Origin of the sequence: Pseudonocardia sp. UM4_GMWB1 (assembly GCF_017312155.1) — a bacterium.
Taxonomy (GTDB): domain Bacteria; phylum Actinomycetota; class Actinomycetes; order Mycobacteriales; family Pseudonocardiaceae; genus Pseudonocardia; species Pseudonocardia alni.
On record NZ_QJPN01000001.1, the window covers coordinates 4,434,562 to 4,456,299 of the forward strand.

The window sequence follows — 21,738 nt, forward strand, 5'->3', positions numbered from 1 at the left end:
GAGAGCGCCATGGCACTCGTCGACGTCTGGTTCGTCCTGATCGCGGTCCTGTGGACCGGGTACCTCTGCCTGGAGGGCTTCGACTTCGGGGTGGGGATGCTGCTGCCCGTCGTCGCCCGCGACGAGGCCGACCGTCGCGTCGCGCTCGGCACGATCGGCCCGGTGTGGGACGGCAACGAGGTGTGGCTGCTCGTCGCGGGCGGGGCGACCTTCGCCGCGTTCCCCGAGTGGTACGCGAGCCTGTTCTCCGGCTTCTACCTGGCGTTCCTGCTGCTGCTCGTCGCGCTGATCCTGCGCGGGATCGCGCTGGAGTACCGGTCCAAGGAGCCGCGCTGGGCCCCGGTGCTGGACCGCGTGCTGACCGGCTCGTCGCTCGCCGCGGCACTGCTGCTCGGGGTGGCGCTGGCGAACATCGTGCACGGTGTCCCGCTCGACGCCGACCACGAGTTCACCGGCACGCTGCTCACCCTGCTCCACCCCTACGCGCTGCTCGGCGGCGTCACCACGGTCCTGGTCTTCGCCCTGCACGGAGCCGCCTTCCTGGCGCTGAAGACCGACGGCCCGGTGCGCGAGCGCGCGGCCACCGTCGCGGTGACGGCCGGGCTGGGCGCGATCCCGGCGGGTGCGGCGTTCCTGGTCTGGACGCTGGTCGACGGCGCCCCGGTGTGGATCGTCGCCCCGGTCCTGGTCGCGGCCCTCGGTCTGGCGGGCGGGACCCTTGCCGCCGTCCGGGGCCGGTCGGGCCGGTCGTTCACCGCGACGACGGTCGCGATCGTCGCCGTTGCGGTGACGCTGTTCGGGTCGCTGTACCCGGACGTGCTGCCGTCGACGACCGACCCGGCCTTCTCGCTGACCGTGGTGAACGCGGCGTCGACGCCCTACACGCTGACGATCATGACCTGGGTGGCCGCGGTCGTCACGCCGGTCGTGCTCGCCTACCAGGCCTGGACGTTCTGGGTGTTCCGGCGGCGGCTGACCCGCGAGGACGTGGTGGACGCGGCGCACTGAGGCCCCGGGCCGGCGACGGTGTCAGGCGCGGGACGCGGCGGCGATCCCCAGCAGCTCCAGCCGGTCCGCCGTCTCCGACCCGGCTCGCACCCGTAGACGACGAGCTGCTGTCCCGGCGCCGACCGGACGTCGAACGACTGCAGCTGCAGGTCCAGCGCGCCGACGTCGGGGTGCACCAGCCGCTTGTGCTCGGCACCCTTGCCCCGCGCGTCGTGCCGGGCCCAGTGCTCGGCGAACTCGGGGCTGCGGTCCAGCACCGCCGTGAGGACCTGCCGGACACGGGGGTCGTCCGGGGCCTGGCCGTGCAGCACCCGGAACCCGGCGACGGTGTTCGCCGCCGCGGCGGTCCAGTCGGCGTAGAAGGTGCGGGAGGCCGGGTCCTCGAAGACCTTCTCGACGAGGTTGGTCCCGGGGGCGAACCCGAGCGCCGCCCCGAGCCGGTTGGCGCCCAGCACGTCGTAGGCGCGGCCGAGGACGATCGCGGGCCGGCCCGGCCAGCTGTCCAGCAGGGCAGCCAGTTGCGGGTCGAGCCGCTCGTCCGCGATCGGGGCCCGGGGCCGCGGCGCCGCCCCCGCCAGCCGGAACAGATGCATCCGGGCGTCGTCGTCGAGCCGCAGGACGGCCGCGAGCGCCTCCAGCACCTGCGCCGACGGGTTCCGCTCGCGGCCCTGCTCCAGCCGCACGTAGTAGTCGGCGCTCATCCCGGCCAGCAGCGCGACCTCCTCACGACGCAGCCCCGGGACACGACGGGCCCCCGCCGCGACCAGGCCGACGGCGTCGGGGGTCACCCGTGCGCGCCGGGTCCGCAGGTACTCGCCGAGCGGTGTGGCCACCATGGACGCGACCCTAGGCGACCCCGCGCCGGCCGGGGTGGGTGTGGCACTCCCACGACCGTCGCGCCCTGCCGCGCCGTCGCCGCGGCTCGTAGGAAGGAGGCCATGAACGACACGAACCCCACCCCCGTGGCCCTGGTGACCGGCGCGAGCAGCGGCATCGGCCGCGCGATCGCGACCCGGCTCGCCCAGGACGGCCACCACGTGATCGCCACCGCCCGGCGCGCCGACCGGCTCGCCGACCTCGCCGCGCAGGTGCCCGGTGTCGAACCGCACCCGGTCGACGTCGTGGACCGCGACGCCCTCGTCACGCTCGTCGACGACGTCGTCGCCCGGCACGGCCGGATCGACGTCGCCGTCGCCAATGCCGGGGTGATGCCGCTGTCGCGCCTCGACGCCGGCCTGGTGCAGGAGTGGGACCGCATGGTCGACGTGAACATCCGCGGGCTCCTCCACACGATCCACGCCGTCCTGGGGCACTTCACCTCCGCGGACCGGGGCCACTTCGTGACGACGGCCTCGGTCGGCGCCCACGAGGTGGATGCGACGGCGGCGGTCTACGCCGGCACCAAGCACGCGGCGTGGGCGATCACCGAGGGCCTGCGTCTGGAGTCGTCGCCGGGCATCCGGGTCACCACGGTGTCCCCCGGTGTCGTGACCTCCGAACTCGCCGCCGGCATCACCGACCCGACCGCCCGCGACGCCATGGCCGTCTACCGCAGGCACGCGATCGCACCGGAGGCCGTCGCCGACGCCGTCGCCTACGCGGTCGGCACCTCCCCCGAGATCGACGTCAACGAGATCCTCGTCCGGCCGGTCCGGCAGCGCTGAGCGCCCGCCGGACCATGTCAGTGCCCGGTGACCTCGACGACGGGCGGTTCGACGCGGTGCGCGCGGCCCGTCCACGCCCGGCCCCACTTCGGTGAGCGACGACCGGCCGGCCCACCCGGACGCCCGCGGGCCGCGACGACCACGCCCCCGGCGCAACGGCTACGGTGAGCGCCCACCGAGGTCATCACGGCTCCACGGCGCCCGGCGCCGGTCGTGAGCGGCGCCCGCCGTCCCCGGCGAACGACGATCGACCCCCGGCCGTGCTCCGCACGGGCGTGGTCGGAGAGCCGGTGCTGATGCCCGACCGTCGACCCCATCCGTGCCCTGCTCCACGCTCCGGCCCGGCCGCTCCGATCGCCGACCGGCGTGGGTGAGCGCGGGGCGGTGACCCGCGCCGTCGTCGCGAACGCCCCGGGTGCCGCCGACGAGCGCGAGCTCGCCGAGCAGGTCTGCCGGGCCTGCGTCGACGGCCTCGACGTGGACGGTGCGGCCATCTCGCTGCTGCCCACCGCCGCCACCCGGACCATCCTGGCCGCAACCGACGCGACCGCCCGTCTGCTGGAGGATCTGCAGTTCAGCCTCAACGAGGGCGCCTGTATGGAGGCCGCCCACAGCGGCCGCCCCGTGCTGGTCCCGGACCTGCACCACGACCACCACACGGCCCGGTGGCCGCTGTTCGCCGCCGCGGTCGCCGAGCGGACCGCGGTCGGCGCCCTGTTCGCGCTGCCCCTGCAGTGGGGGGCGGTGACCCTCGGTGTGCTCGACCTGTACCGGATCGCGCCGGGACAGCTCACCGACGACCAGTGGAGCGACCTGTCCGCAGTCGCCGACACGACGACCTGGCTGTTCCTGGGGAACCGCACCATGCCGGTGCCCGCCCGGGAGGTCCCGGTGGCACCGGACGGCTCCGTCGGTCACACCGAGCGCTGGCTGGACGAGACCACCGGGTACCGGGCCGAGGTGCACCAGGCGACCGGCATGGTGCTCGCCCAGCTGGGGTGCTCGCCCACCGAGGCGCTCGCCCGCATGCGGGGTTACGCCTTCGGCCACGACATGTTGCTCGCCGACGTCGCCCGCGAGGTCGTCGCGCGACGGCTCGCGTTCACCGAGGAGACCCTGTGACCATGCCGCGCACACACCCAGGAGGACCGTCATGAGCACACCGGACCGCGAGCAGGACGTGGCCCTCGCCTTCGTCGCGCTCGCCGACACCCTGGTCGACGACTACGACGTCATCGACCTTCTCGACCGCCTCGCGGCGCACTGCGTGTCGCTGCTCGACGCCGAGGCCGCCGGGATCCTGCTCGGCGACTCCCGCCGTGAGCTGCGCGCCGTCGCCGCCTCCAGCGAGGACGCCCGGACCATGGAGCTGCTCCAGCTCCAGTCGGACCAGGGGCCGTGCATGGACTGCTTCAGCACCGGCATGCCGGTGCTGATCCCCGACATCGCCGGCTCCACCGAGGCCGCCCGTCGCTGGCCGCGCTTCGTCGAGGCCGCGCAGGCCGACGGGGGGTTCCGGTCGGTGCACGCGCTGCCGCTGCGGCTGCGGCACCGGGCGATCGGCGCCCTGAACCTGTTCCACCGCAGGCCGGGCCCGCTGCCCGAGGCCGACCTGCGGCTGGGCCAGGCGCTGGCCGACGTCGCCACCATCGGGATCCTGTCCGAGCGCACGATCCGGCAACGCGAGACGGTGCAGGAACAGCTCCAGACCGCGCTGAACAACCGGGTGACCATCGAACAGGCCAAGGGTGTCCTCGCGCACGCGCTGCAGCTCGGGATGGACGAGGCGTTCGACCGGCTCCGGCGGTACTGCCGGCGGCAGAACCTGCGCCTGTCCGAGGTCGCAGGCCGGATCGTCACCGGGGAGCTGTCACCGTCGACGTTCAGCACGGAGGTCCCGTCGAAGCCCCGGAACAGGCCGTGACGCCCGGACGTGCGGCCCGACCCGCCGTGTGCCACATTACGGAGGCGTGACCGTCCCGTCCCGTGGCGCGGTTCCGATCGTTCCCGGACCGGCTCCGGTCCCGTGGTCGCCCCTGTCCCCGGCGGCTCGTTCCGACGCGCGACCGAGCGGTCGTCAGGACCGCCCGCCACGTGCCCCGAGGGTCGACCGGAGAACACGCATGACGACGTCCCCATCCACCGAACCGTCCACCCGCGGCACCCGTCCGACGACGGCGGGCGGGTTCGGCGAGCTGGCCGCCCTGGTGTCCGGGGCAGGGCTGCTGCAGCAGGCCCGCCGCACCTACCTGCTCCTGTTCGCGGCGAACGCGGTCCTGCTCGCCGGCGGCCTCACCGTGTTCGTGTGGCTCGGCCCGTCCTGGTGGCAGCTGCTGCTCGCGGTGTTCTTCGCGGTCGTGACCACGCAGCTGGCCTTCATCGGCCACGACGCGGGCCACCGTCAGATCTTCACCGGCCGGCGCGCCAACGACGTCGTCGGCTACCTGCACGGCGGGCTCGTCGGGCTGAGCTACGGCTCCTGGGTCACCCAGCACACCGCCCACCATGCCCACCCCAACCACGCCGACGACGACCCGGACATCGACATCCCGGTCCTCGCCTTCAGCCCCGAGCAGGCCGCCGCCACACGCGGCCCGGTCCGCTGGATGGTCGGCCACCAGGCGTACCTGTTCCTCCCGCTGCTGCTCCTGGAGGGCTGGAGCCTGCACATCACCGCCGTCCGGGCGGTCGTCCGTCGTGAGGTCCCCCGCCCGCGGCTGGAGGCGACGCTGCTCCTCGCGCACGCCGTCGGCTACCTGGGCGCGGTGTTCTGGGTGCTCGACCCGCTGCAGGCGGTCGTCTTCGTCGTCGTCCACCAGGGGCTGTGGGGCGTGTACATGGGGCTGGCGTTCGCGCCGAACCACAAGGGCATGCCCGTCATCCCGGCGGGCCGGCGGCTGGACCACCTGCACAAGCAGGTGCTGACCTCGCGCAACGTGCTCGGCGGCCGGGTGCTCGACCTCGCGATGGGCGGCCTGAACTACCAGGTCGAGCACCACCTGTTCCCGCGGATGCCGCGCCCGCACCTGCGCCGCGCTCAGCCGATCGTGCAGGCGTTCTGCACCGCCCACGACCTGCCCTACACCCGGACCGGGCCCCTGCGTTCCTACGCCGAGGTCCTGCGTCACCTGCACGCGGTCGGCGCCCCGCTGCGCCGCCCCACCGGGCCACCTGCCCCCTGACCCGTCCCCGGGTCCGCTCGGGGCGACCCCCCGAAGGAGCACCACCAGCATGGACGACCGGCAGCCCGCACCCGACACCGACGACACCCGCCCGGACGACCTCTGCCCGGTCTGCCCGCACCCCTGGGCGGACCACGACGCCATCGACCGGAGGTTCTGCTCGGCGAAGATCGCGGGCGGGTCCTCGCAGGGGTGCGTCTGCGCCAAGAACCGCTGAGCACCACACGCCCGGCACCGGGCACGGGGAGCCCTACGGCCTCCCGTGCCCGGCTCAGGCCGCGCCGCTCGGCGAGCGCGACGCGCACCGCGTCGTCGTAGCCCATGCGGTCGAACGGGACGAGCTCCCGGACGGTGTCGTCGTAGACGACGACCTCGTTCCCCATCGAGTCGATCAGCGACCGACCGGTCCGGACGTCGGCGACCGCGATCGGCCGGGTGCGGGTCCGGACCAGCGGGGGCAGATCACGACGGGCAGGTGGTCGACGAGCTGACGGGTCGTCTCCAGGAGATGCCGCTGTGGCCGACGATGATCCCGGCGCCGGCCGCCGCGGCGGCCAACGCACTCGCCGCGAGGGCGTCGCGGTCGGCAACGTCGGCGTGGTCCAGCGACTGGGCCACGTGGTAGGCGACCTGTGGTCGCGGACGTCCTCCGACGGCCTCGCCGGCGCCCGGGTGGTCCCCCGGGGCGGCGGGTCGGGCCCCGGGCCCGGCGTGGCCGACCGAGCCGGGGATGTCCCGGTCCGTCGTCCTGATCCTGATCGTGCCGTCGAGCTTCCAGGTCGCCCACCCGGCGTCCGGACCGGTCGTCGTCGGCACCGCGACCGACCGGTGGTCGAAGCCGTACTCGACGACCGCGCCCTTCCCCGTGAGGTAGGACCGGAGTTCGTGTCCGAACTCGGCGACGTCCATGGTACCGCTGCGGCCGTTCGACTGCGTGCTCGTCACGGCTCTCCTCGTCGGTGGAGAGGGGGCGTGCACGGTTCTCCTGGGCGGGGCCGGTCTCAGCCGTCGTCCCCGAGGCGGGTCCGGCGCCGCCCGGCGGTCCGGTCCTCCCCCCGCCCGGTCGCCCCGGTCCCGGTGACGCCGTCGCGGTCCTCCCCGGGGCGACGTTCCCGGCGGTACGGGTTCCCCGGCGGCAGCCCGCCGGTGAACCGGCCCCACGCACCCAGGACCAGCAGCAACGCACCGGACACCAGGCTGAACACGACGTTGGACGTGCCGAAGGCGAGGATGTTCCACGAGGTGGGCAGCACCAGGACACCGACGACGCAGAGAACCAGCCCGGACACGGTGGCCGCCACCCGGTGCAGCGCGCCGAACCGCCCCGGTCTGCGGGACCACGGCCCCGGTGCCGGGTCGAACCACACCCGGCTCACGCCGGGACCTTCCGCAGGACCGGCGCCGGTACGCGGCGGGGCGGTGGCGCAACGGTCACAGGACTACCTCGCATCGGTCGGGCCCGGACGGGGACGGGGACGCTCACGTGCTCGCGTAGTGCTCCTCGGCCAGCGCTCCGACCGCGGCGACGGTCGCGTCGAGAGCGCCCTGGACGATCCCGTCGTGCTCGGGGACGCGCGTGGTGTGCAGCCACACCGTCACCTGCGAGCCCGGCCCGCCGGCGGTCCCGATATCGGTGACCTCCAGGGAGCCGCGGTAGTCGCTGGGGCCCTCGAAACCCCAGGCGATGCGCAGGGCGTCCCGGTCGACGTCGAACCAGGCCTCGCCCTCGGCGCGGGTGCCGTCCGGCGTCTCCGACTCCGTGAGCACCTCGTTCCCGTCGCCGGTCCGGGCCGCGGTCATCCGGGAGACGTAGCGGGGCAGGTTGCGGACGTCGGACAGGAACGCGAACAGCGCCGCGGCGTCGGCGTTCACGGTGGTGCTCGCACGGAACTCGGCCGTCAGCGGTACGCGCTCCTCGGGGCGGGTACGGGTCCGGCCCGCCAGGCGCCGGAGGGCACCCCGCCCGGCGCGCAGCAGCTCGTGGCGCTCCCCGGCGGTGAGACCGCCCCACACGCCGTAGGGCTCCTGCACGAGCAGGGCGTACAGGCCGCATTCCTCGATCACCGGGCAGACGGCGCACACCCGCTTGGCGGCGGCGTCGCGGGCGGCCGCGGCCGGACCGCGCTCGCGGGACGGGTGGAAGAACACGCCGGCGTCGGTCTCGCGGCAGGCGGCGTGCATCTGCCAGTCCCACATGGTGGTGACCGGAGCAGGGAGCCGCCGGAGCTCAGCCATGACGCCGCCGGAGACGACGTGCTCGATCCAGGACGGAGATCATGGGACTGCCCCCTCGTCGCCGGACGCGGCAGGAGCCGGCCGGTCGGTGACGGGCGGGTGCCGACGCACGGCCCCCGAACCCGGGTCCGCGCCGCGGGACGGATGTCGTCCAGGCACGTCACGGACACTGCTGACGGGTTCGCCGGGGGCAGGGGCGAGATGTTCCGGGGCACGGTACGACGTTCCGGAGCCGACGACCAGCCTCGTCGTCACGACGACGGCGCACGTGGTCGCGTCGGCGCGCTACGCCGACGGCGCCCGGCGGGCTCACCCCTGGCCGGGGGCGACCGGCAGACCGGTCCGGAACAGCTCCTGTTCCAGCCACACCGCCGCGGCGACGCCGCTCCCGGCGCCCACGCCCACCAGAGTCACGCCGTCGGGCAGCCCGGGCTGACGGGCCGCGTCGCCGGCGGCGGAGCCCCCGGGACCGAGGTCCGGCCGCACTCGTCGACGGCGATCGTGCCGTCGACGAGCACGGTCGCGCCGAGGCTCCCGGCCGGCGCGGTGCCGGGGCGGGTCGGGGCGCGGTGGTAGATGCCGTCGCGGGCGAGGGTGGTACCGACGGCCCGGCCCGGCCGACGACGGAGGAGACACAGTAGCGAATGTCGTTATCGACTTGACGGTGGTCGGTGGCCCGGTACAGGGGCCGGACCGAGGGGCGCAGCGGGACCTCCGGCCCGTCCCCCCGGGGCGGTGACGGGGCAGGCTGCGCGTGTCGGCCGACGGAGGGATCACGATGAGCCAGCACGACGACCGCGCGGGATTCCGGCTCGACGCCCCGCCCGAGACCGTCGACGACGACCCGCCGCTGCACGCGGTCGTCGCCTCACGCCTGGTCGCGGTCACCCCGCAGACCCCGGTCCGGACCGCGCTGGACCTGATGCTGGCCCACGACGTCCACCACCTCCCCGTCTTCGCAGGTCCGCACTGCATCGGCCTCGTGACCGAGTCCGACCTGCTCCGGGGCGTCGCCGCCCAGTGGGGTCCGCTGGGCCCGGCCGTCCTCACCGTCGCCGAGGTCCACGGCCCGGTCGCGGTACTGCCGTCCTCGGCGCCCCTGTCGGCGGCCGCCGCGGCGATGGCGGCCGACGGTCGGGACGCCGTCCTCGTCGCGGACGGCGACCGGATCGACGGCATCGTCACCGCCTCCGACGTCGTCGGCGTCGTCGCGCGCCGGGCCGGCGGTCGCCCACGCACGACACCGCTGCGGCCCCCGTCCTGACGCACCGGGCCGGCACCCGCCGGCGGCGGCCGACCACGTGGAGAGGGTCCCGCTCGACGCCGGAGCGCCCTGCTAGCGTCCCGCCCGATGTCCGAGCGCGACGCGGGCCGGCGGCCGGGGAACCGCGGGGCAGCGTGATCGCGGAAGGCATGGCGGTGCTCGCGGGCGAGCTCGGGACGGGTCTGCTCGTCGTCGCGGCGGTCGCGCTGGTCGTGGAGTCGGGTCTGCTGATCGGCGTGGTGCTGCCCGGCATCAGCGTGACGGTCGGACTCGGCGTGCTCGCCGGCACCGGCACGGTGCCCGGTGTCGCCGCGGGTCTCACCGCCGCCGTCGCCGGCGCCGCCGGACCGAGCGTGGGCTACTGGCGGGGTCGCCGGGGCGGCCCGGCGGCGCTGCACAGCAGGCGCGGCCTGCCGGCCGCGGCCGGCCGGGCGCTCCCGCTGGCCGAGCGTCGCCCGCTTCTCGCGGTCGCGCTCGGACAGTGGTTCGCGGTGGTCCGCACACTGGTCCCGCGCGTCACGAGCGGTGTCCTCCCGTACCACCGGTTCGCGGCGGTCAGCATCCCGGTGGCCTCCGTGTGGGGGCTCGCCACGTTCGCCCTGGGGGGTCTGCTCGCCCGTGGCTCGGCGACCGCCGCCCGGCTGGTCGCGGCGCAGGAGGCGACTGCGCACCTGTTCCTCCTCGCCCTGCTGCCGGTGGTCGTCGGGATGCTCGTCGGCGGGTTGCGGCGGCGACGGCTCGGACAGCCGCCGGACTCGCCCCGTCCCTCACGCCGGCGGAAGCCGGACGCCGCCGACCACCGGGCGGGACGGGCGACGACGTCGACGGCCTCGGAGCCGTCCGCGGCCGGACCGGTCCCGTCTCGGGCGGGGTCCCGGGACCACCGATCCAGCTTCGGTCCGTCCGCGACGACGACCGGCGGCGCACCTCGGAGATGACGCCGCGACGAGGCAGGAGAGCAGGTGACGAAGCGACTGGGCATCCTCGTCGGTGGGGCGGCGATCGCCATGGGCGCATCGCTCGCCGTGGCCGCACCCGCGTTCGAGGAGACGGTCGGCTACTACAACAACAAGACGGTCTGTCAGCAGCAGGGCGCCAAGATCGTCAACGCGGCGCCCGGGGCCCTGACCACCTTCACCTGCATCGGGAACGGCAACCCCACCACCGACTCCCCCGCTGGGAGCTGCGGGTCTACTGACCCCCTCCCCGCGGCCCCGGGTGCCGGGGAGACGACGTGCCCCCGCCGGTCGCTCCCGGGGGCTCTCGACTCGGAGTGCTATCGGTGGTGCCCCCGAGCACCGCCCCGTTCCTCGACCCCGGTCGCCCCGGTGGACCGACCGACTACGGGTACGGGTGGCCCGGGCCGCCGAGCCGGACCACCCCGTGGTTCACCGACCCGGCCGGGGGGCCACCCAGGCCGACGGTCTCGCTGACCGTCGAGGCGGCCCAGCACGGCATCGCCCTCCACGGCGGCAAGGCCTGCGTCGACCGGGCCGTCATCGACTACCCGATCGATCTCAGGACGCCACAGCAGGACGCGCGGTCCGGTGGCTGAGCACCACCGGTGCGGCCTACTTGAGCAGGAAGCCCGCGTCCACGGGGACGGTCGTCCCCGTGATCCACTTCCCGGCGTCGGAGCAGAGGAAGGCGATCACCTCGGACACGTCGGTCTCGGCCAGGGCGTCCACCGGCATCAGGTTGAACCGCATGGCGTTGCCCAGCTCCTCGTGCTCGGTCAGCCACTGCGGGAAGAAGTCGTTGTTCGACATCGGCGACGCGACGCCGGTGGGGTGGATGGTGTTCACCCGGATCGACTCCGGCGCGAGCTCCGTGGCCAGCGTGCGCATCAGGCCGACGATGCCGTGCTTGGCCGCCGTGTAGTGCGTGCAGCCGGCCACGCCGCGCAGCCCCGCGATCGACGACGTGATCACGATCGAGCCGCCGACGCCGCCCGCCCGGATGTGCGGGACCACCGCCCGGCAGGCCTTGAACACGCCGGTCAGGTTGATGTCGATCATGTCGTCCCAGGCCTCGTCGGTGAGCTCCCAGGTGTTGTCCGACAGGCTCAGGATCCCGGCGTTGGCCAGCAGGATGTCGATGCGGCCGAACTCGCTCATCGCCGTGTCCGCCAGCCGGGCCATGTCCGCGGTGCGGCGCACGTCGCCCTCGAGCGCGATACAGCGACGACCCAGCTCCTCCACCTGCGCGACGGTCTCCTCGAGGTCGCCGGGGCGCCCGGTGGCGAACGGGACCGTGGGCACCTGCTCGGTGATGTCGCAGGTGACGATGTCGGCGCCCTCGCGGGCGAGACGGAGCGCGTGCGCCCGTCCCTGCCCGCGCCCACCGCCGGTGATCACCGCGACCTTGCCGTCCAGCTGTCCCATCTCAGTTCCCCTTCCGGTACGCCGCGGCGCGGCGGTTGTGTTCGGTGATCGCGTCGGTCAGGGGCCGGTAGGGCTCGTCCCACGGGTCCTTGAGCCCCCAGCCGCGCCCACCGGTGTTCTCGACGTAGCCGCACCAGTGCCACCCGGCGAACCAGGGCTCGTCGAGCAGGACCTCCATCGCGGCGCCGTAGTCCGCGCCGCGGGCGGCGTGGTCGGGCAGGCCCTCGCGGTGCGGGTCGAGCTCGGTCGGGGTCCAGTTCCCGATGTCGGCGACGATCACCGGCTTGTCCCCGCACTGGGCACGCCAGCGGGCCAGGTCGTCGCGCATCCCCCGGCGCGACGCGTCGGTCGGCTCGGTGAAGTACTGCACGGACAGGACGTCGACGTGCGGGGCCATGGCCCGCAGCACCGGCTCCGGGATCCCCTTGTTCCCGTTGAACCGGTCGCCGAGGATCAGGTGGTGCGGGTCGTAGCGGCGGAGGGCCGTCGCGATCGTCTCGTAGTAGCGGCTGGCGACGTCGTAGAGCGCGCGTTCCCGTGCGCCCGGCTCCAGGCCGGCGAGCTCGGCGAAGTCCCGGCCGGACGCGTGCGGCAACCAGGCCGGGATGTCGACCAGGAAGTAGCCGAGCAGGTCCGGCGAGTCGGCGTGCTCCGCAGCGATCGCGCGGCCAAGGTGGTCGCACCAGTCGACGAAGTCGTCGTCGAGCGGCCGGAACGCCGGGTGACCGTTCCAGTCCTCGATCTCGGCCACCCGCACCTGGGCGACGTAGGGCATCCCCGCGCCGCGCAGCTCGGCAGCGGTCCACTGCTCGGAGTGCTTGAGGTCGATCGGGTCGCCGAACCAGTCCAGCGCCTCGCCCCAGCCGCCCGCGACGTACTCGCTCGTCCACCCCAGCGTGTTGAACCCCCACCCGCGCAGGTCCGCGACGACGCCGTCACGGATCCAGCGCTGCCGCGACCCGTAGCGTTCGCGCCACACGTCGACGGCGCGGGGGAACTTCAGTGCCGCCTCGTCGGTGTGGTTGAGGCCGAGGGACAGGAACGGGTTCCCGTCCGGGCCGACGAGCCGGCCGTCGCGGACCGCGTAGGTCATGCCGTCTCCCCGGCGAAGAAGCGCAGGTAGTGCCCGGCCAGCTCCGCGGGCGACTCCTCGGCGAGCTGGTGGCCCCACGGCAGGATCACCGCGCGGACGTCATCGGCGACCTCGCGCATCTGCCGCTCGTTGTCGGCACCGATGAAGTGCTCGCTGCCCACGGCCAGCACCGGCATCGGGAGCCGGGTCCGCGCGGACTCCCGGTTCTGGTCGCCGTCGGTGAGCGTCGCCCGGTAGATCTCGCACATGCACCGGACGCCACCGGGCGAGGAGTAGCAGCGCACGTACTCGTCGAGCGCGTCGGGGGTGATCGCCGACGGGTCGTGGGTCTCGTGCTTCATGAAGTAGGAGAAGTACTCCCGCTCGTGGCCGCTGATCAGCATCTCGGGGAACTCGGGCACGGAGTAGAAGTTGATGTGCCACAGCCACACGTAGCTGCGCACGTTGTCCGGGGTCAGGAACGAGTAGTCCTCGAGCCCGAACCCGGGGAGGATCATCTCCTGGTAGACGAGCTGCTGGACGCGGTCGGGGTGGTTGGCCGCGAGCTGGTACGCCGCCGCGGCGCCCCAGTCCTCACCGACCACCCGGAAGCGGTCGTGGCCGAGCTCGGTCATCAGCTCCGCGAAGTCCTCGGCGACGTTCGCCATGTCGTAGCCACCGACGGCGTGCTCGGAGTCGCCGAGGCCGCGCATGTCCGGCACCACGACCCGGTGGTGCGGGGTCAGCAACGGAATCACGTGCCGCCAGTGGTAGGAGGTCTTGGGCACCCCGTGCAGCAGCAGGACGGGCTCGCCCTCGCCCGCGGTCAGGTAGTGCAGACGGACGCCGTTGACCGTGGCCCGGCCGTGCCGGACCCGTTCACCGTGGTGGTCGACGATCTCCATGGGGTTCGCTCCCTCGTAGGTGGTGGTCATTGCTCCGGGGCCGTCACGACCGGGCCCGGCGGACGTCCGCCGAGCGCAGGAATGCGATCGCGTCGCGGGCCAGTGCGTGCGGCGAGTCCGCGACCGGGCGCCACAGCGACACGGCGCGGGCGATCTCGGCCACGGTGGGCAGGAACGACTCGACGACGACCTGGCCGCGGTAGCCGATGTCGTCGAGCGCGCCGAAGAACTCCGCCCACGGCACGTGCCCGCTGCCCGGCGTCCCCCGGTCGTTCTCGGCGACCTGGACGTGGAACACCCGGTCACCGGCGAGCCGTACGGCGTCGCCCAGGTGCTTCTCCTCGATGTTCATGTGGAACGTGTCCAGCAGCAGGCCGACGTTGTCCCGGCCGGTGGCGGCGCACAGCTCCAGGCCCTGCTCGACGGTGTTGACCAGGTCGGTCTCGAACCGGTTCAGCGGTTCGACCGCCAGCGCGACGCCGCGCTCCGCGGCATGGTCGGCGGCCTCCCGGATGCTGTCCGTGGCCCACCGGAACTGCCGGGCACGCTCGTCCGGCGGGAGCATCCGGGCCCTGCCGGTCGTCGCATACATCGGCCCGGCGACGTGCGGCGAACCGACCTCGGCGGCGAGGTCGATGCAGCCGCGCAGGTAGTCCACCCCCTGCCGGCGCCGGGCCGGGTCGTCGTGGGACAGGTCGCGCTCGGGCCCGAACGCGCCGCACACGCCCACGGCCAGACCGGTCTCCCGGGCGGCCGCGCTCAGCACCGGTGCCGACAGGACCGCCGGGTCCTCCACGCACACCTCGACGAGGTCGTAGCCGAGCGCCGCGACCTGCTCGAACGCCGGCCGCACGGCGTCGTCGGAGAACGGGGACGCCAGCAGGAACGTGCTCAGACCGAGTGGACGGCTCACGTGCGCTCCCCCAGCCCGGCCAGGACGGCCCTGGTGTGGGCGATCGCGGCCCCGGTGTAGAGGTCGCCGAACTCCGGGGCGCCCGCACCGGAGAGCACCCCCCACACGTCGCCGGCCGCGGGCAGCAGCTCGTAGGAGATCCAGCCCTCGTAACCGATGTCGGCGATCGCGGCGAGGACCGGGGCGAAGTCGAGGTGCCCGTAGCCCGGGGCGGCGCGGTTGGAGTCGGCCAGATGCACGTGGGTCAGGCGGGCCCCGGCACGGCGGATCGCGGCCGCGATGTCGGTCTCCTCGATGGCCATGTGGAAGGTGTCTGCCATGACGCCGACGGCCGGGCGGGCGACCTCGTCGACGAAGGCGACGGCCTGGTCCATCCGGTTGATCAGGTAGGTCTCGTAGCGGTTCCACGGCTCGACCGCGATCCGCACCCCGCGCTCCCCCGCGTGGTCGCCGACCGCGCGTGCGGCCTCGACCGCCCACTGCCACTCCCGAGCGCGATCGGCGCCGGGGACGATCTTCATGCAGGCCGTCGGGGTGAACGTGACGACCTCGGCACCGAGCGCGGCGGCGTGGTCGACGTTGCCGCGCACGTAGTCCACGGCACGTCGTCGCACGGCGGGATCGGTGCTCACGATGTCGCGCTCGGGCGTGAAGATGCTGATGATCGAGGATGCGACCAGGCCGTGCCGGTCCAGGTCGGCGCGGATCCGTCCGGGGTCCTGCTCGGCGGGTTCCCCGACGAGCTCGACGCCGTCGTAGCCGTACCGGGCCAGCCGGGCGATCCCCTCCGACAGCGGCTCCCGGCCGTAGGCCAGGGTGTTGTACGTGTAGCGGAACATGTCTCCTCGCTCAGCCGGTGGTCTCGAAGTCATGCAGGTGGCGACCGACGTTGTCCCGGGTGAACGTGATCGGGTGGCCCATCACGATCTCCCCGCCGGGCCCGACGGTCCGGCGCCCCAGGCGCCCGGCGTCGAAGGTCTCGCCCGGCCGGCCGGTGATCTCGCCCGCGGTGTAGGCGGCGGCCGCGTAGTAGGTCAGGTAGCCCAGGTCGCGGGGGCTCCACAGCACGTAGGCCGGGACCCGGCCGCTGGTGAGCAGCTGGGCCTGGGTGCCCGGGTTGCCCAGGCCGGTGACCACCACGCGGTCGGCCACACCCAGGTCGGTGGCGGCCTTGACCGCGGCCTCCATCGCGATCGGGGTCGGCGCCATGATCCCCCGCAGGTCCGGGTGGGCCCGCAGCAGCGCGACGGCGGCGTCGTAGCTCTTCTTCGCGTCGTCGTCGCCGTAGGAGGTCTTGACCAGGCGCATGCCGCGGTACTGCGGTGTGGCGAGCTGGGCCTTCATGACGTCGATCCAGCCGTTGGTCACCTCGGCCGTGCTCTGGGAGGACACGATGCCGAACTCGCCGGTGCCGCCCATCGCTCGGGCGAGGATGTCGAACTGGGCGCGGCCGAGCTCGTCGGCCGTGGCCATGTTGACGAACAGGCCCCGAGAGCCGTCGCTGACGTCGGCGTCGTAGCTGATGACCCGCGACCCGTCGGCGCGGGCGGCGTCCAGCGCCGGCGCGACCGCCGACGAGTCCACCGCGGAGATGCCGATCACGCAGGAACCGCGCTGGCGTCCACTCTGGATGCGCTGGATCTGCCCGGTGACGTCGCCGGCCGCGGGGCCGACGAACGACAGGTCACCGCCGAGCTCGCGCTGGGCGTCGACCATCCCGGTGCGCACCGCGGCGAAGTACGGGTTGTCGGTGCTCTTGGGGATCATGGTCAGGTTGCAGTCCGCGACCGGCCGCGGCGGCGGTGGTCCGGACGGCTCGGCGGCCGCGCACGCGGTGAGCGTCAGCAGCGCCGCCACCGCGACGGCGGCTCCCACGCCGGGGCGCCTCACCGGACGCTCCCGGCCGCGCGGCGGCGTTCCCGCCACGCGGTCACCCGCCGGGACACCGCGGGCACGACGACCGCGCCGACCATCAGCAACCCGGTCACCATGTACTGCACGGCGGTCTCGGCGTCGGCCAGCGTCATCCAGCTCGTGAGGACCGTGACCAGCAGCAGGGCCAGCAGCACCCCCACGAACGAGCCCTTCCCGCCGTACATGCTGATCCCGCCGATCAGCACGATGCCCACCACGATCAGCTCCAGGCCGGTGCCGTTGCTGGCACGGACGGTGCTGACGTATCCGGCGTAGGCGATGCCCGCCACCGCGGCCACGACGCCGGAGACCACGAACAGGCCACGCTTGACCGCGCCCACCCGCAGCCCGGAGAAGCGGGCCACCCGGGCGTTGCTGCCGATCGCGAACACGGCCCGGCCCACCGTGCCGCGGTGCATCAGCACCGCCGCCGCGACGGCCAGCACGACGAAGGCCACGAAGCCGTAGGGCACCAGGGTGCCGGGCAGGTTCTCCTGGGCGAAGGTGGTCAGCCCGGGCGGCAGGTCGCTGATGCCCCGGTTCTCCAGCAGCACGTAGGACAGCCCGCGGTACAGGCCCAGCGTCCCGATCGTGACGATCAGCGACGGCAGCCCGACGTCCACCACGAGCAGTCCGTTGACGAGCCCGGCCAGCGCCCCGGTCAGCACACCCAGCCCGATCGCGGGCCAGGTGCCCAGGCCTCCGGACACGGCCAGGCCGAACACCGTCGCGGAGAGCGCGAACGTCGACGCCACCGAGAGGTCGATCTCCCCGGCGACCATCAGCCACGCCATCGGCACGACCATCAGGCTCAGCCCGAGCGCGCCGGTCGCCGAGATGGAGAAGTTCTGGCCGGTCGCGAAGTACGGGCTGGTGACCGAGGCGGCCAGCAGGGCCAGGACCACCAGTGCGGAGAGCGTGATCTCCCAGGTGCCGAACCAGGTCGGGAGCCGTCGTCGCACGGGGGTGGCGACGGGTCGCAGCTCGGTCGTCTGCGCGGTCATGTGGACACTCCTCGGGATTCCAGGCGGCGCCGCAGGACCAGGTCGAGGGTGATGGCCAGGATGATCACCAGTCCCTGGACGGCCTGCAGCCAGAACGCGGAGACGTCGGCGAGCGCCAGTCCGGTGCCGATCACGGACAGGATCGCGGCGCCCAGCACGACCCCGCCGACGGTGCCGACCCCGCCGGTGATGCTGACGCCGCCGACGACGACGGCGGCCAGGACGACGAGCTCGAAGCCGGTCGCCACGGAGGAGTCGACCGTGCCGTAGCGGGCGCCCCAGAGGACCCCGGCGAGGCCGCAGAGCAGCCCGGTGGCGGTGTAGGCCCCGAACACCAGCCGCTTCGAGGCGATGCCGGTCCGTTCGGCCGATGCGGGGGCGCTGCCCACGGCGAGCATCGCGCGGCCGGTGACGGTGTGCCGGACGACCAGGTGCGCCAGCGCGGCGACGGCCAGCGCGTAGAGGACCATCAGCGGGATCCCGAGCACCGTCCCGGTGGCGATCGCCGAGTAGGAGGCCGGCAGGTTCTGCGCGGTGATCTGCGAGCTGCCCGCCCATGCGGAGTTGAGCCCGCGGAAGATGTAGAGCGTGCCCAGTGTGACCATGATCGAGGGCACCTTGAGCGTCGCGACCAGGGCGCCGTTCACCGCACCCAGGGCCGCCCCGAGCAGGCAGGCGGCCAGTACCGACAGCGCTACCGGCAACCCGGGGACGGCTGCGGTGAGACCGGCCGCGAGGTAGGCGGTGAGCCCGACCGTGGACCCGACCGAGACGTCGATGTTGCGGGTGAACAGCACGAGGGCCTGGCCGACCGCGACGATGAGCACGATGGCCAGGTCGGTGCCGATCTGGGCGAACGTGTCACCGGTGGCGAACCGGGGTGTGAACGTCGCGAACGACACCACGAGCACGACCAGGACGACGCCGAGGCCCGCCTCCCGGGGGATCCGCCGCCGGATCCCCGGCGTGGGTCCCGCCTCCGGCGCGGTGCGCGTGTCAGATGTGGACATCGGCCACCTGCCCGGTCATCGCGGCGAGAACCTGTCCCGCGTCGAACGGACGCCGGTCGAACCCGGGCCCCTGGGCACCGCGGTAGAACGTGACCACGCGATCGGACACCGACAGCAGCTCCTCGAGCTCGTTGCTGATCAGGAGGATGGTCAGGCCGCGTCCGGCCAGCTCGGAGACGAGCCGGTGCACCTCGGCCTTGGCACCGACGTCGATGCCCTTGGTCGGGTCGTCGAGGATCAGCACCGACGGGTCGGTGGCCAGCCACTTCGCGATGACGACCTTCTGCTGGTTGCCCCCGGACAGCTGGCCCAGCAGCTGGTCCGGACCGCTGGTGCGGATGCCGAGCCGCTCGATGTAGTCGTCCGCGAGCGCCCGGTCGGCGCGCGGGGAGAGCAGACCGAACCGGGGCCGCCGCTCCAGCAGCGCCAGCGGCAGGTTGAAGGCGATCGAGTGCTCCAGCACCACGCCCTCGGACTGCCGGTCCTCGGGCACGTAGGCGATCCCGTGGCGCATCGCCTGCTGCGGCGTCGCGATGTCCACCGGGATGCCGTCGAGCAGGATCTCGCCGGTGTCGGCCGGTTCGAGTCCGAACAGCCCATGGGCGATCTCCGTCCGACCGGCGCCGACCAGCCCGGCCAGGCCGAGGATCTCGCCGCGGCGCGCGGTGAACGACACGTCGGTGTAGGCGCCCCGCCTGCCCAGGCCGCGCACCTCCAGGCGCACCGGCCCGAGCTCGACGTCGGTCTTCGGGAACACCGTCTCCACCGAACGGCCGACCATGTGCCCGACCGCCGACTCCGGGGTGAACTCGTGCGCCGGACCGGTGACGACCGTGGCCCCGTCGCGGGAGACGCTCACCCGGTCGGCGAGCGCGAACACCTCGTTCAGCCGGTGGCCGACGAACAGCACCGCGACGCCGTCGGCCTTGAGCCGGGCGATGATCTCCATCAGCCGGTCCACCTCCCGGGTGGACAGCGCCGCGGTGGGCTCGTCGAGTACCAGCAGCCGGGTGTCCGCGTCGAGTGCCTTGGCGATCTCGAGCAGCTGCTGGTCCGCCGCGGACAGGAGCTTGACCTCGGCCGAGATGTCGAGCCGGACGTCCAGGCGGGCCAGTGCCTCGCGGGCGTGCCGGCGGACCGCGCCCCGGTCCAGCAGCCGGGTGCGCCTGCGGGGCGCGGGACCGGCCAGCATGATGTTCTCGGCCACCGTCAGGTCGGGGAACGTCACCGGGTGCTGGTGCACCACGGAGATACCCAGGGACCGCGAGACGCGCGGGTTCGGGATCGTCACCTCGGTGCCGTCCACGGTGATCGTGCCGGCGTCCGGCCGGTGGATGCCCGCCAGCATGTTGACCAGCGTGCTCTTGCCGGCGCCGTTCTCCCCGAGCAGCGCGTGCACCTCACCGGGAAACAGCGCCAGGTCGACGTGGCGGACCGCGACCACGCCGCCGAAGCGCTTCGCGACTCCGGACAGCTCGACCACCGGGGTGCTCACGACGCCTCCGGGAAGGAGCGCCCGCGAGCCGCGGCGGCCAGCCGCTCTGCGGTCATCACGGTGGGCAGCATCGTGTTGGCCGCCGGCTCCACCGGGATCACCGACGCGTCGGCGACCCGCAGCCCGGTCAGTCCGTGCACCCTGCCGTCCTGGTCCACCACACCACCGCGCTCGGCCGGCGCCATGGCACAGGTTCCGGTGAAGTGGTAGCCCGACGCGGTCATGGTCTCGATCGCAGCGTCCAGGGCGGTGTCGTCGGCGACGGTGGCGGCGTCGAGCCCGATCGGCTCGTGCAGCATCCCGGCCAGCGGCTCGCCCGTGATGACGGCCCAGCCGAGCCGGACGATCTCGCGGATCGCGTCCCGGTCGACCTGCTCGGTCAGATAGCCCGGTGCGACCCGGGGCAGCACCGTCGCGTCGGTGGAGGTGATCCGCACCGTGCCGACCGAACGGGGCTTGTTCAGCACGCACCCCATCCCCGCGAGCTGGCCGTGGCCCGTCCCGCCGGTGCCGGCCAGCCCCCGCGCACCGGCCTCGGTGGTGGACACGTCGAGGTAGGTGAACATGGTCAGCTGCGCGTCGAGGGCGCCCGGCTGCGCCGCGGTCGAGGTGCGCAGCACCGTCTGCAGGCTGAAGTCCTCCGGAGCCCAGGTGCCCTCGCGCGGCGCGGCCAGCAGGGGCACCGAGAAGTGGTCGCCCAGGTTCTCCCCCACCGGAAGGTCCGCGACGACCGGGACGTCCAGCCCGGACAGCAGCGCCGCCGGACCCACCCCGGAGCGCTGCAGCAGGGCCGGGGTCTGGATCGCGCCGGCGGTGAGCACCACCTCGCCCGCGTCGATCACCGTGCCGTCGGTCAGCTCGACGCCGGTCGCGGTGGTGCCCCGGAGGACGACGCGCCGGACGTGGAGGTCACCGCGCACCGTCAGGCCGGGCCGTCCGCGGGCCGGCGCCAGGTGGGTCGCCGCGGTGGACATCCGGGTGGTGCCGACCCGGTTCATCGGGGCGGGACCGACGCCCTCGGCGTCCGGGGCGTTGAAGTCCGGCTGGTACCCGGCCCCGAGCGCCCGGCAGCTCCGCACGAACGCGGCCTGCAGCGGGGCGAACTCGTGTTCCTCGGCGCGTGCGATCGGGAACGCGCCGCCGCGGCCGTGGATGTCCGGGCCGGGGGCCGGGTCGTCCTCCAGCGCGCGGTAGGCGGCCAGCACGTGCGCCCAGTCCCAGCGCGGGTTGCCCCGCTCGGCCCACTCCCGGAAGTCGGCCGTGGCGCCGCGCAGCGAGATCATGCCGTTGATCGCCGAGCCGCCCCCGATCAGCCGGCCCTGCGGCACCGAGATCGGTGCGCCGCCGGCCCCCTCCGCGGCCAGCCCCCAGTCGTGGCGGGGGTCGACGTCCGCCGCGTGTCCGCGCATCGGGACCACCCGGCCCTCGAGCACGGCGGCCGGTACCGCGGTGGCGTAGTCGGGCCCGGCCTCGATCAGCAGCACCCGCCGGCCGGGGTCCTCACTGAGCCGGGCCGCCACGATGCAGCCGGCCGTCCCGCCGCCGACCACGACGACGTCGAAGGTCTCGCCCATCTCCCTAGCTCCTTTGCTGCGGGCAGTGCACGGGTGGGGGCCGGCCCCGGACGGGGCCGGCCGTGGTCCCGCCCTTCTCATCGAGGTGCGGGGGTGCAGGCGGGGCCCGGCCGG

At 73.9% G+C, this 21,738-nt stretch carries 23 protein-coding genes; 9 read left to right on the forward strand and 14 right to left on the reverse strand.

What is annotated here, in order from left to right; translation table 11 throughout:
- Positions 1-9 precede the first annotated feature (9 nt).
- On the forward strand, positions 10-1,008 hold the full coding sequence (gene cydB, locus DMP15_RS20610; protein WP_337826318.1) for a cytochrome d ubiquinol oxidase subunit II: 999 nt from the start codon (positions 10-12) through the stop codon (positions 1,006-1,008).
- Here cydB and DMP15_RS20615 read toward each other — a convergent pair.
- Positions 936-1,844 (reverse strand): helix-turn-helix domain-containing protein, encoded by a 909-nt coding sequence (locus tag DMP15_RS20615; RefSeq protein ID WP_337826319.1) that lies wholly within the window; start codon positions 1,842-1,844, stop codon positions 936-938. The genes cydB and DMP15_RS20615 overlap by 73 nt on opposite strands.
- 102 nt (positions 1,845-1,946) lie before the next feature.
- Between DMP15_RS20615 and DMP15_RS20620 the strand changes: the two genes are divergently transcribed.
- The 5 genes from DMP15_RS20620 (at position 1,947) to DMP15_RS20640 (ending at position 6,071) form a co-directional block, all read left to right on the forward strand.
- A complete protein-coding gene (locus DMP15_RS20620; protein WP_073573985.1) occupies positions 1,947-2,672 on the forward strand; it encodes an SDR family oxidoreductase in 726 nt (241 codons plus the stop codon).
- A 366-nt stretch (positions 2,673-3,038) separates the two neighbouring features.
- The gene (locus DMP15_RS20625) at positions 3,039-3,794 is read left to right on the forward strand and encodes a GAF domain-containing protein (protein ID WP_083658031.1); all 756 of its coding nucleotides are present in this window, start codon (positions 3,039-3,041) and stop codon (positions 3,792-3,794) included.
- A 31-nt stretch (positions 3,795-3,825) separates the two neighbouring features.
- The gene (locus DMP15_RS20630) at positions 3,826-4,596 is read left to right on the forward strand and encodes a GAF and ANTAR domain-containing protein (RefSeq protein WP_073573986.1); all 771 of its coding nucleotides are present in this window, start codon (positions 3,826-3,828) and stop codon (positions 4,594-4,596) included.
- A gap of 199 nt (positions 4,597-4,795) precedes the next feature.
- Positions 4,796-5,854: a fatty acid desaturase family protein gene (locus DMP15_RS20635; RefSeq protein WP_337826320.1), complete on the forward strand. Its 1,059-nt coding sequence runs from the start codon at positions 4,796-4,798 to the stop codon at positions 5,852-5,854.
- Positions 5,855-5,903: 49 nt separating this feature from the next.
- Positions 5,904-6,071 (forward strand): RGCVC family protein, encoded by a 168-nt coding sequence (locus DMP15_RS20640; RefSeq protein WP_202417104.1) that lies wholly within the window; start codon positions 5,904-5,906, stop codon positions 6,069-6,071.
- 245 nt (positions 6,072-6,316) lie between these two features.
- Here the strand turns inward: DMP15_RS20640 and DMP15_RS20645 are convergent, their stop codons facing one another.
- The 3 genes from DMP15_RS20645 to DMP15_RS20655 form a co-directional block, all read right to left on the reverse strand.
- A complete protein-coding gene (locus DMP15_RS20645) occupies positions 6,317-6,799 on the reverse strand; it encodes a hypothetical protein (RefSeq protein WP_337826321.1) in 483 nt (160 codons plus the stop codon).
- Positions 6,800-6,855: 56 nt separating this feature from the next.
- Positions 6,856-7,230, reverse strand: a complete 375-nt coding sequence (locus DMP15_RS20650) for a hypothetical protein (protein ID WP_337826322.1) — start codon at positions 7,228-7,230, stop codon at positions 6,856-6,858.
- A gap of 103 nt (positions 7,231-7,333) precedes the next feature.
- A complete protein-coding gene (locus DMP15_RS20655) occupies positions 7,334-8,089 on the reverse strand; it encodes a WhiB family transcriptional regulator (protein ID WP_337826323.1) in 756 nt (251 codons plus the stop codon).
- A 778-nt stretch (positions 8,090-8,867) separates the two neighbouring features.
- On the opposite strand from DMP15_RS20655, the gene DMP15_RS20660 reads away from it, so the two are divergent.
- The 3 genes from DMP15_RS20660 (at position 8,868) to DMP15_RS20670 (ending at position 10,908) form a co-directional block, all read left to right on the forward strand.
- Complete coding sequence (locus DMP15_RS20660; RefSeq protein ID WP_139282680.1) at positions 8,868-9,353, forward strand: CBS domain-containing protein; 486 nt, start codon at positions 8,868-8,870, stop codon at positions 9,351-9,353.
- Positions 9,354-9,502: 149 nt separating this feature from the next.
- Positions 9,503-10,291 carry a DedA family protein gene (locus DMP15_RS20665; RefSeq protein ID WP_073573991.1) on the forward strand — a complete coding sequence of 263 codons (789 nt, stop codon included), beginning with the start codon at positions 9,503-9,505 and terminating at the stop codon, positions 10,289-10,291.
- 344 nt (positions 10,292-10,635) lie between these two features.
- Positions 10,636-10,908, forward strand: a complete 273-nt coding sequence (locus tag DMP15_RS20670; RefSeq protein WP_337826324.1) for a hypothetical protein — start codon at positions 10,636-10,638, stop codon at positions 10,906-10,908.
- A gap of 16 nt (positions 10,909-10,924) precedes the next feature.
- On the opposite strand, the gene DMP15_RS20675 is transcribed toward DMP15_RS20670, so the two are convergent.
- The 10 genes from DMP15_RS20675 to DMP15_RS20720 are packed head-to-tail and all read right to left on the reverse strand — an operon-like array spanning position 10,925 to position 21,624.
- On the reverse strand, positions 10,925-11,737 hold the full coding sequence (locus tag DMP15_RS20675) for a mycofactocin-coupled SDR family oxidoreductase (RefSeq protein WP_073573993.1): 813 nt from the start codon (positions 11,735-11,737) through the stop codon (positions 10,925-10,927).
- A 1-nt stretch (position 11,738) separates the two neighbouring features.
- A complete protein-coding gene (locus DMP15_RS20680; protein WP_073573994.1) occupies positions 11,739-12,830 on the reverse strand; it encodes an agarase in 1,092 nt (363 codons plus the stop codon).
- Positions 12,827-13,744 (reverse strand): alpha/beta fold hydrolase, encoded by a 918-nt coding sequence (locus DMP15_RS20685; RefSeq protein ID WP_237453857.1) that lies wholly within the window; start codon positions 13,742-13,744, stop codon positions 12,827-12,829. The genes DMP15_RS20680 and DMP15_RS20685 overlap by 4 nt, the downstream gene beginning before the upstream one ends.
- Positions 13,745-13,757: 13 nt before the next feature.
- Entirely contained in the window at positions 13,758-14,627 is an 870-nt protein-coding gene (locus DMP15_RS20690; RefSeq protein ID WP_337826325.1) for a sugar phosphate isomerase/epimerase family protein, read from the reverse strand.
- Entirely contained in the window at positions 14,624-15,466 is an 843-nt protein-coding gene (locus DMP15_RS20695) for a sugar phosphate isomerase/epimerase family protein (RefSeq protein WP_337826326.1), read from the reverse strand. The genes DMP15_RS20690 and DMP15_RS20695 overlap by 4 nt, the downstream gene beginning before the upstream one ends.
- Before the next feature lie 10 nt (positions 15,467-15,476).
- Positions 15,477-16,517: a substrate-binding domain-containing protein gene (locus DMP15_RS20700; protein WP_167379033.1), complete on the reverse strand. Its 1,041-nt coding sequence runs from the start codon at positions 16,515-16,517 to the stop codon at positions 15,477-15,479.
- Positions 16,514-17,545, reverse strand: coding sequence for an ABC transporter permease (locus DMP15_RS20705; RefSeq protein ID WP_073573998.1), 1,032 nt, complete (start codon positions 17,543-17,545; stop codon positions 16,514-16,516). Before DMP15_RS20705 ends, DMP15_RS20700 begins: the two co-directional genes overlap by 4 nt.
- Positions 17,542-18,555, reverse strand: coding sequence for an ABC transporter permease (locus DMP15_RS20710; RefSeq protein ID WP_337826327.1), 1,014 nt, complete (start codon positions 18,553-18,555; stop codon positions 17,542-17,544). Before DMP15_RS20710 ends, DMP15_RS20705 begins: the two co-directional genes overlap by 4 nt.
- Complete coding sequence (locus DMP15_RS20715; protein ID WP_337826328.1) at positions 18,542-20,050, reverse strand: sugar ABC transporter ATP-binding protein; 1,509 nt, start codon at positions 20,048-20,050, stop codon at positions 18,542-18,544. Before DMP15_RS20715 ends, DMP15_RS20710 begins: the two co-directional genes overlap by 14 nt.
- On the reverse strand, positions 20,047-21,624 hold the full coding sequence (locus DMP15_RS20720; RefSeq protein WP_337826329.1) for a GMC family oxidoreductase: 1,578 nt from the start codon (positions 21,622-21,624) through the stop codon (positions 20,047-20,049). The genes DMP15_RS20715 and DMP15_RS20720 overlap by 4 nt, the downstream gene beginning before the upstream one ends.
- Between the last annotated feature and the right edge of the window lie 114 nt (positions 21,625-21,738).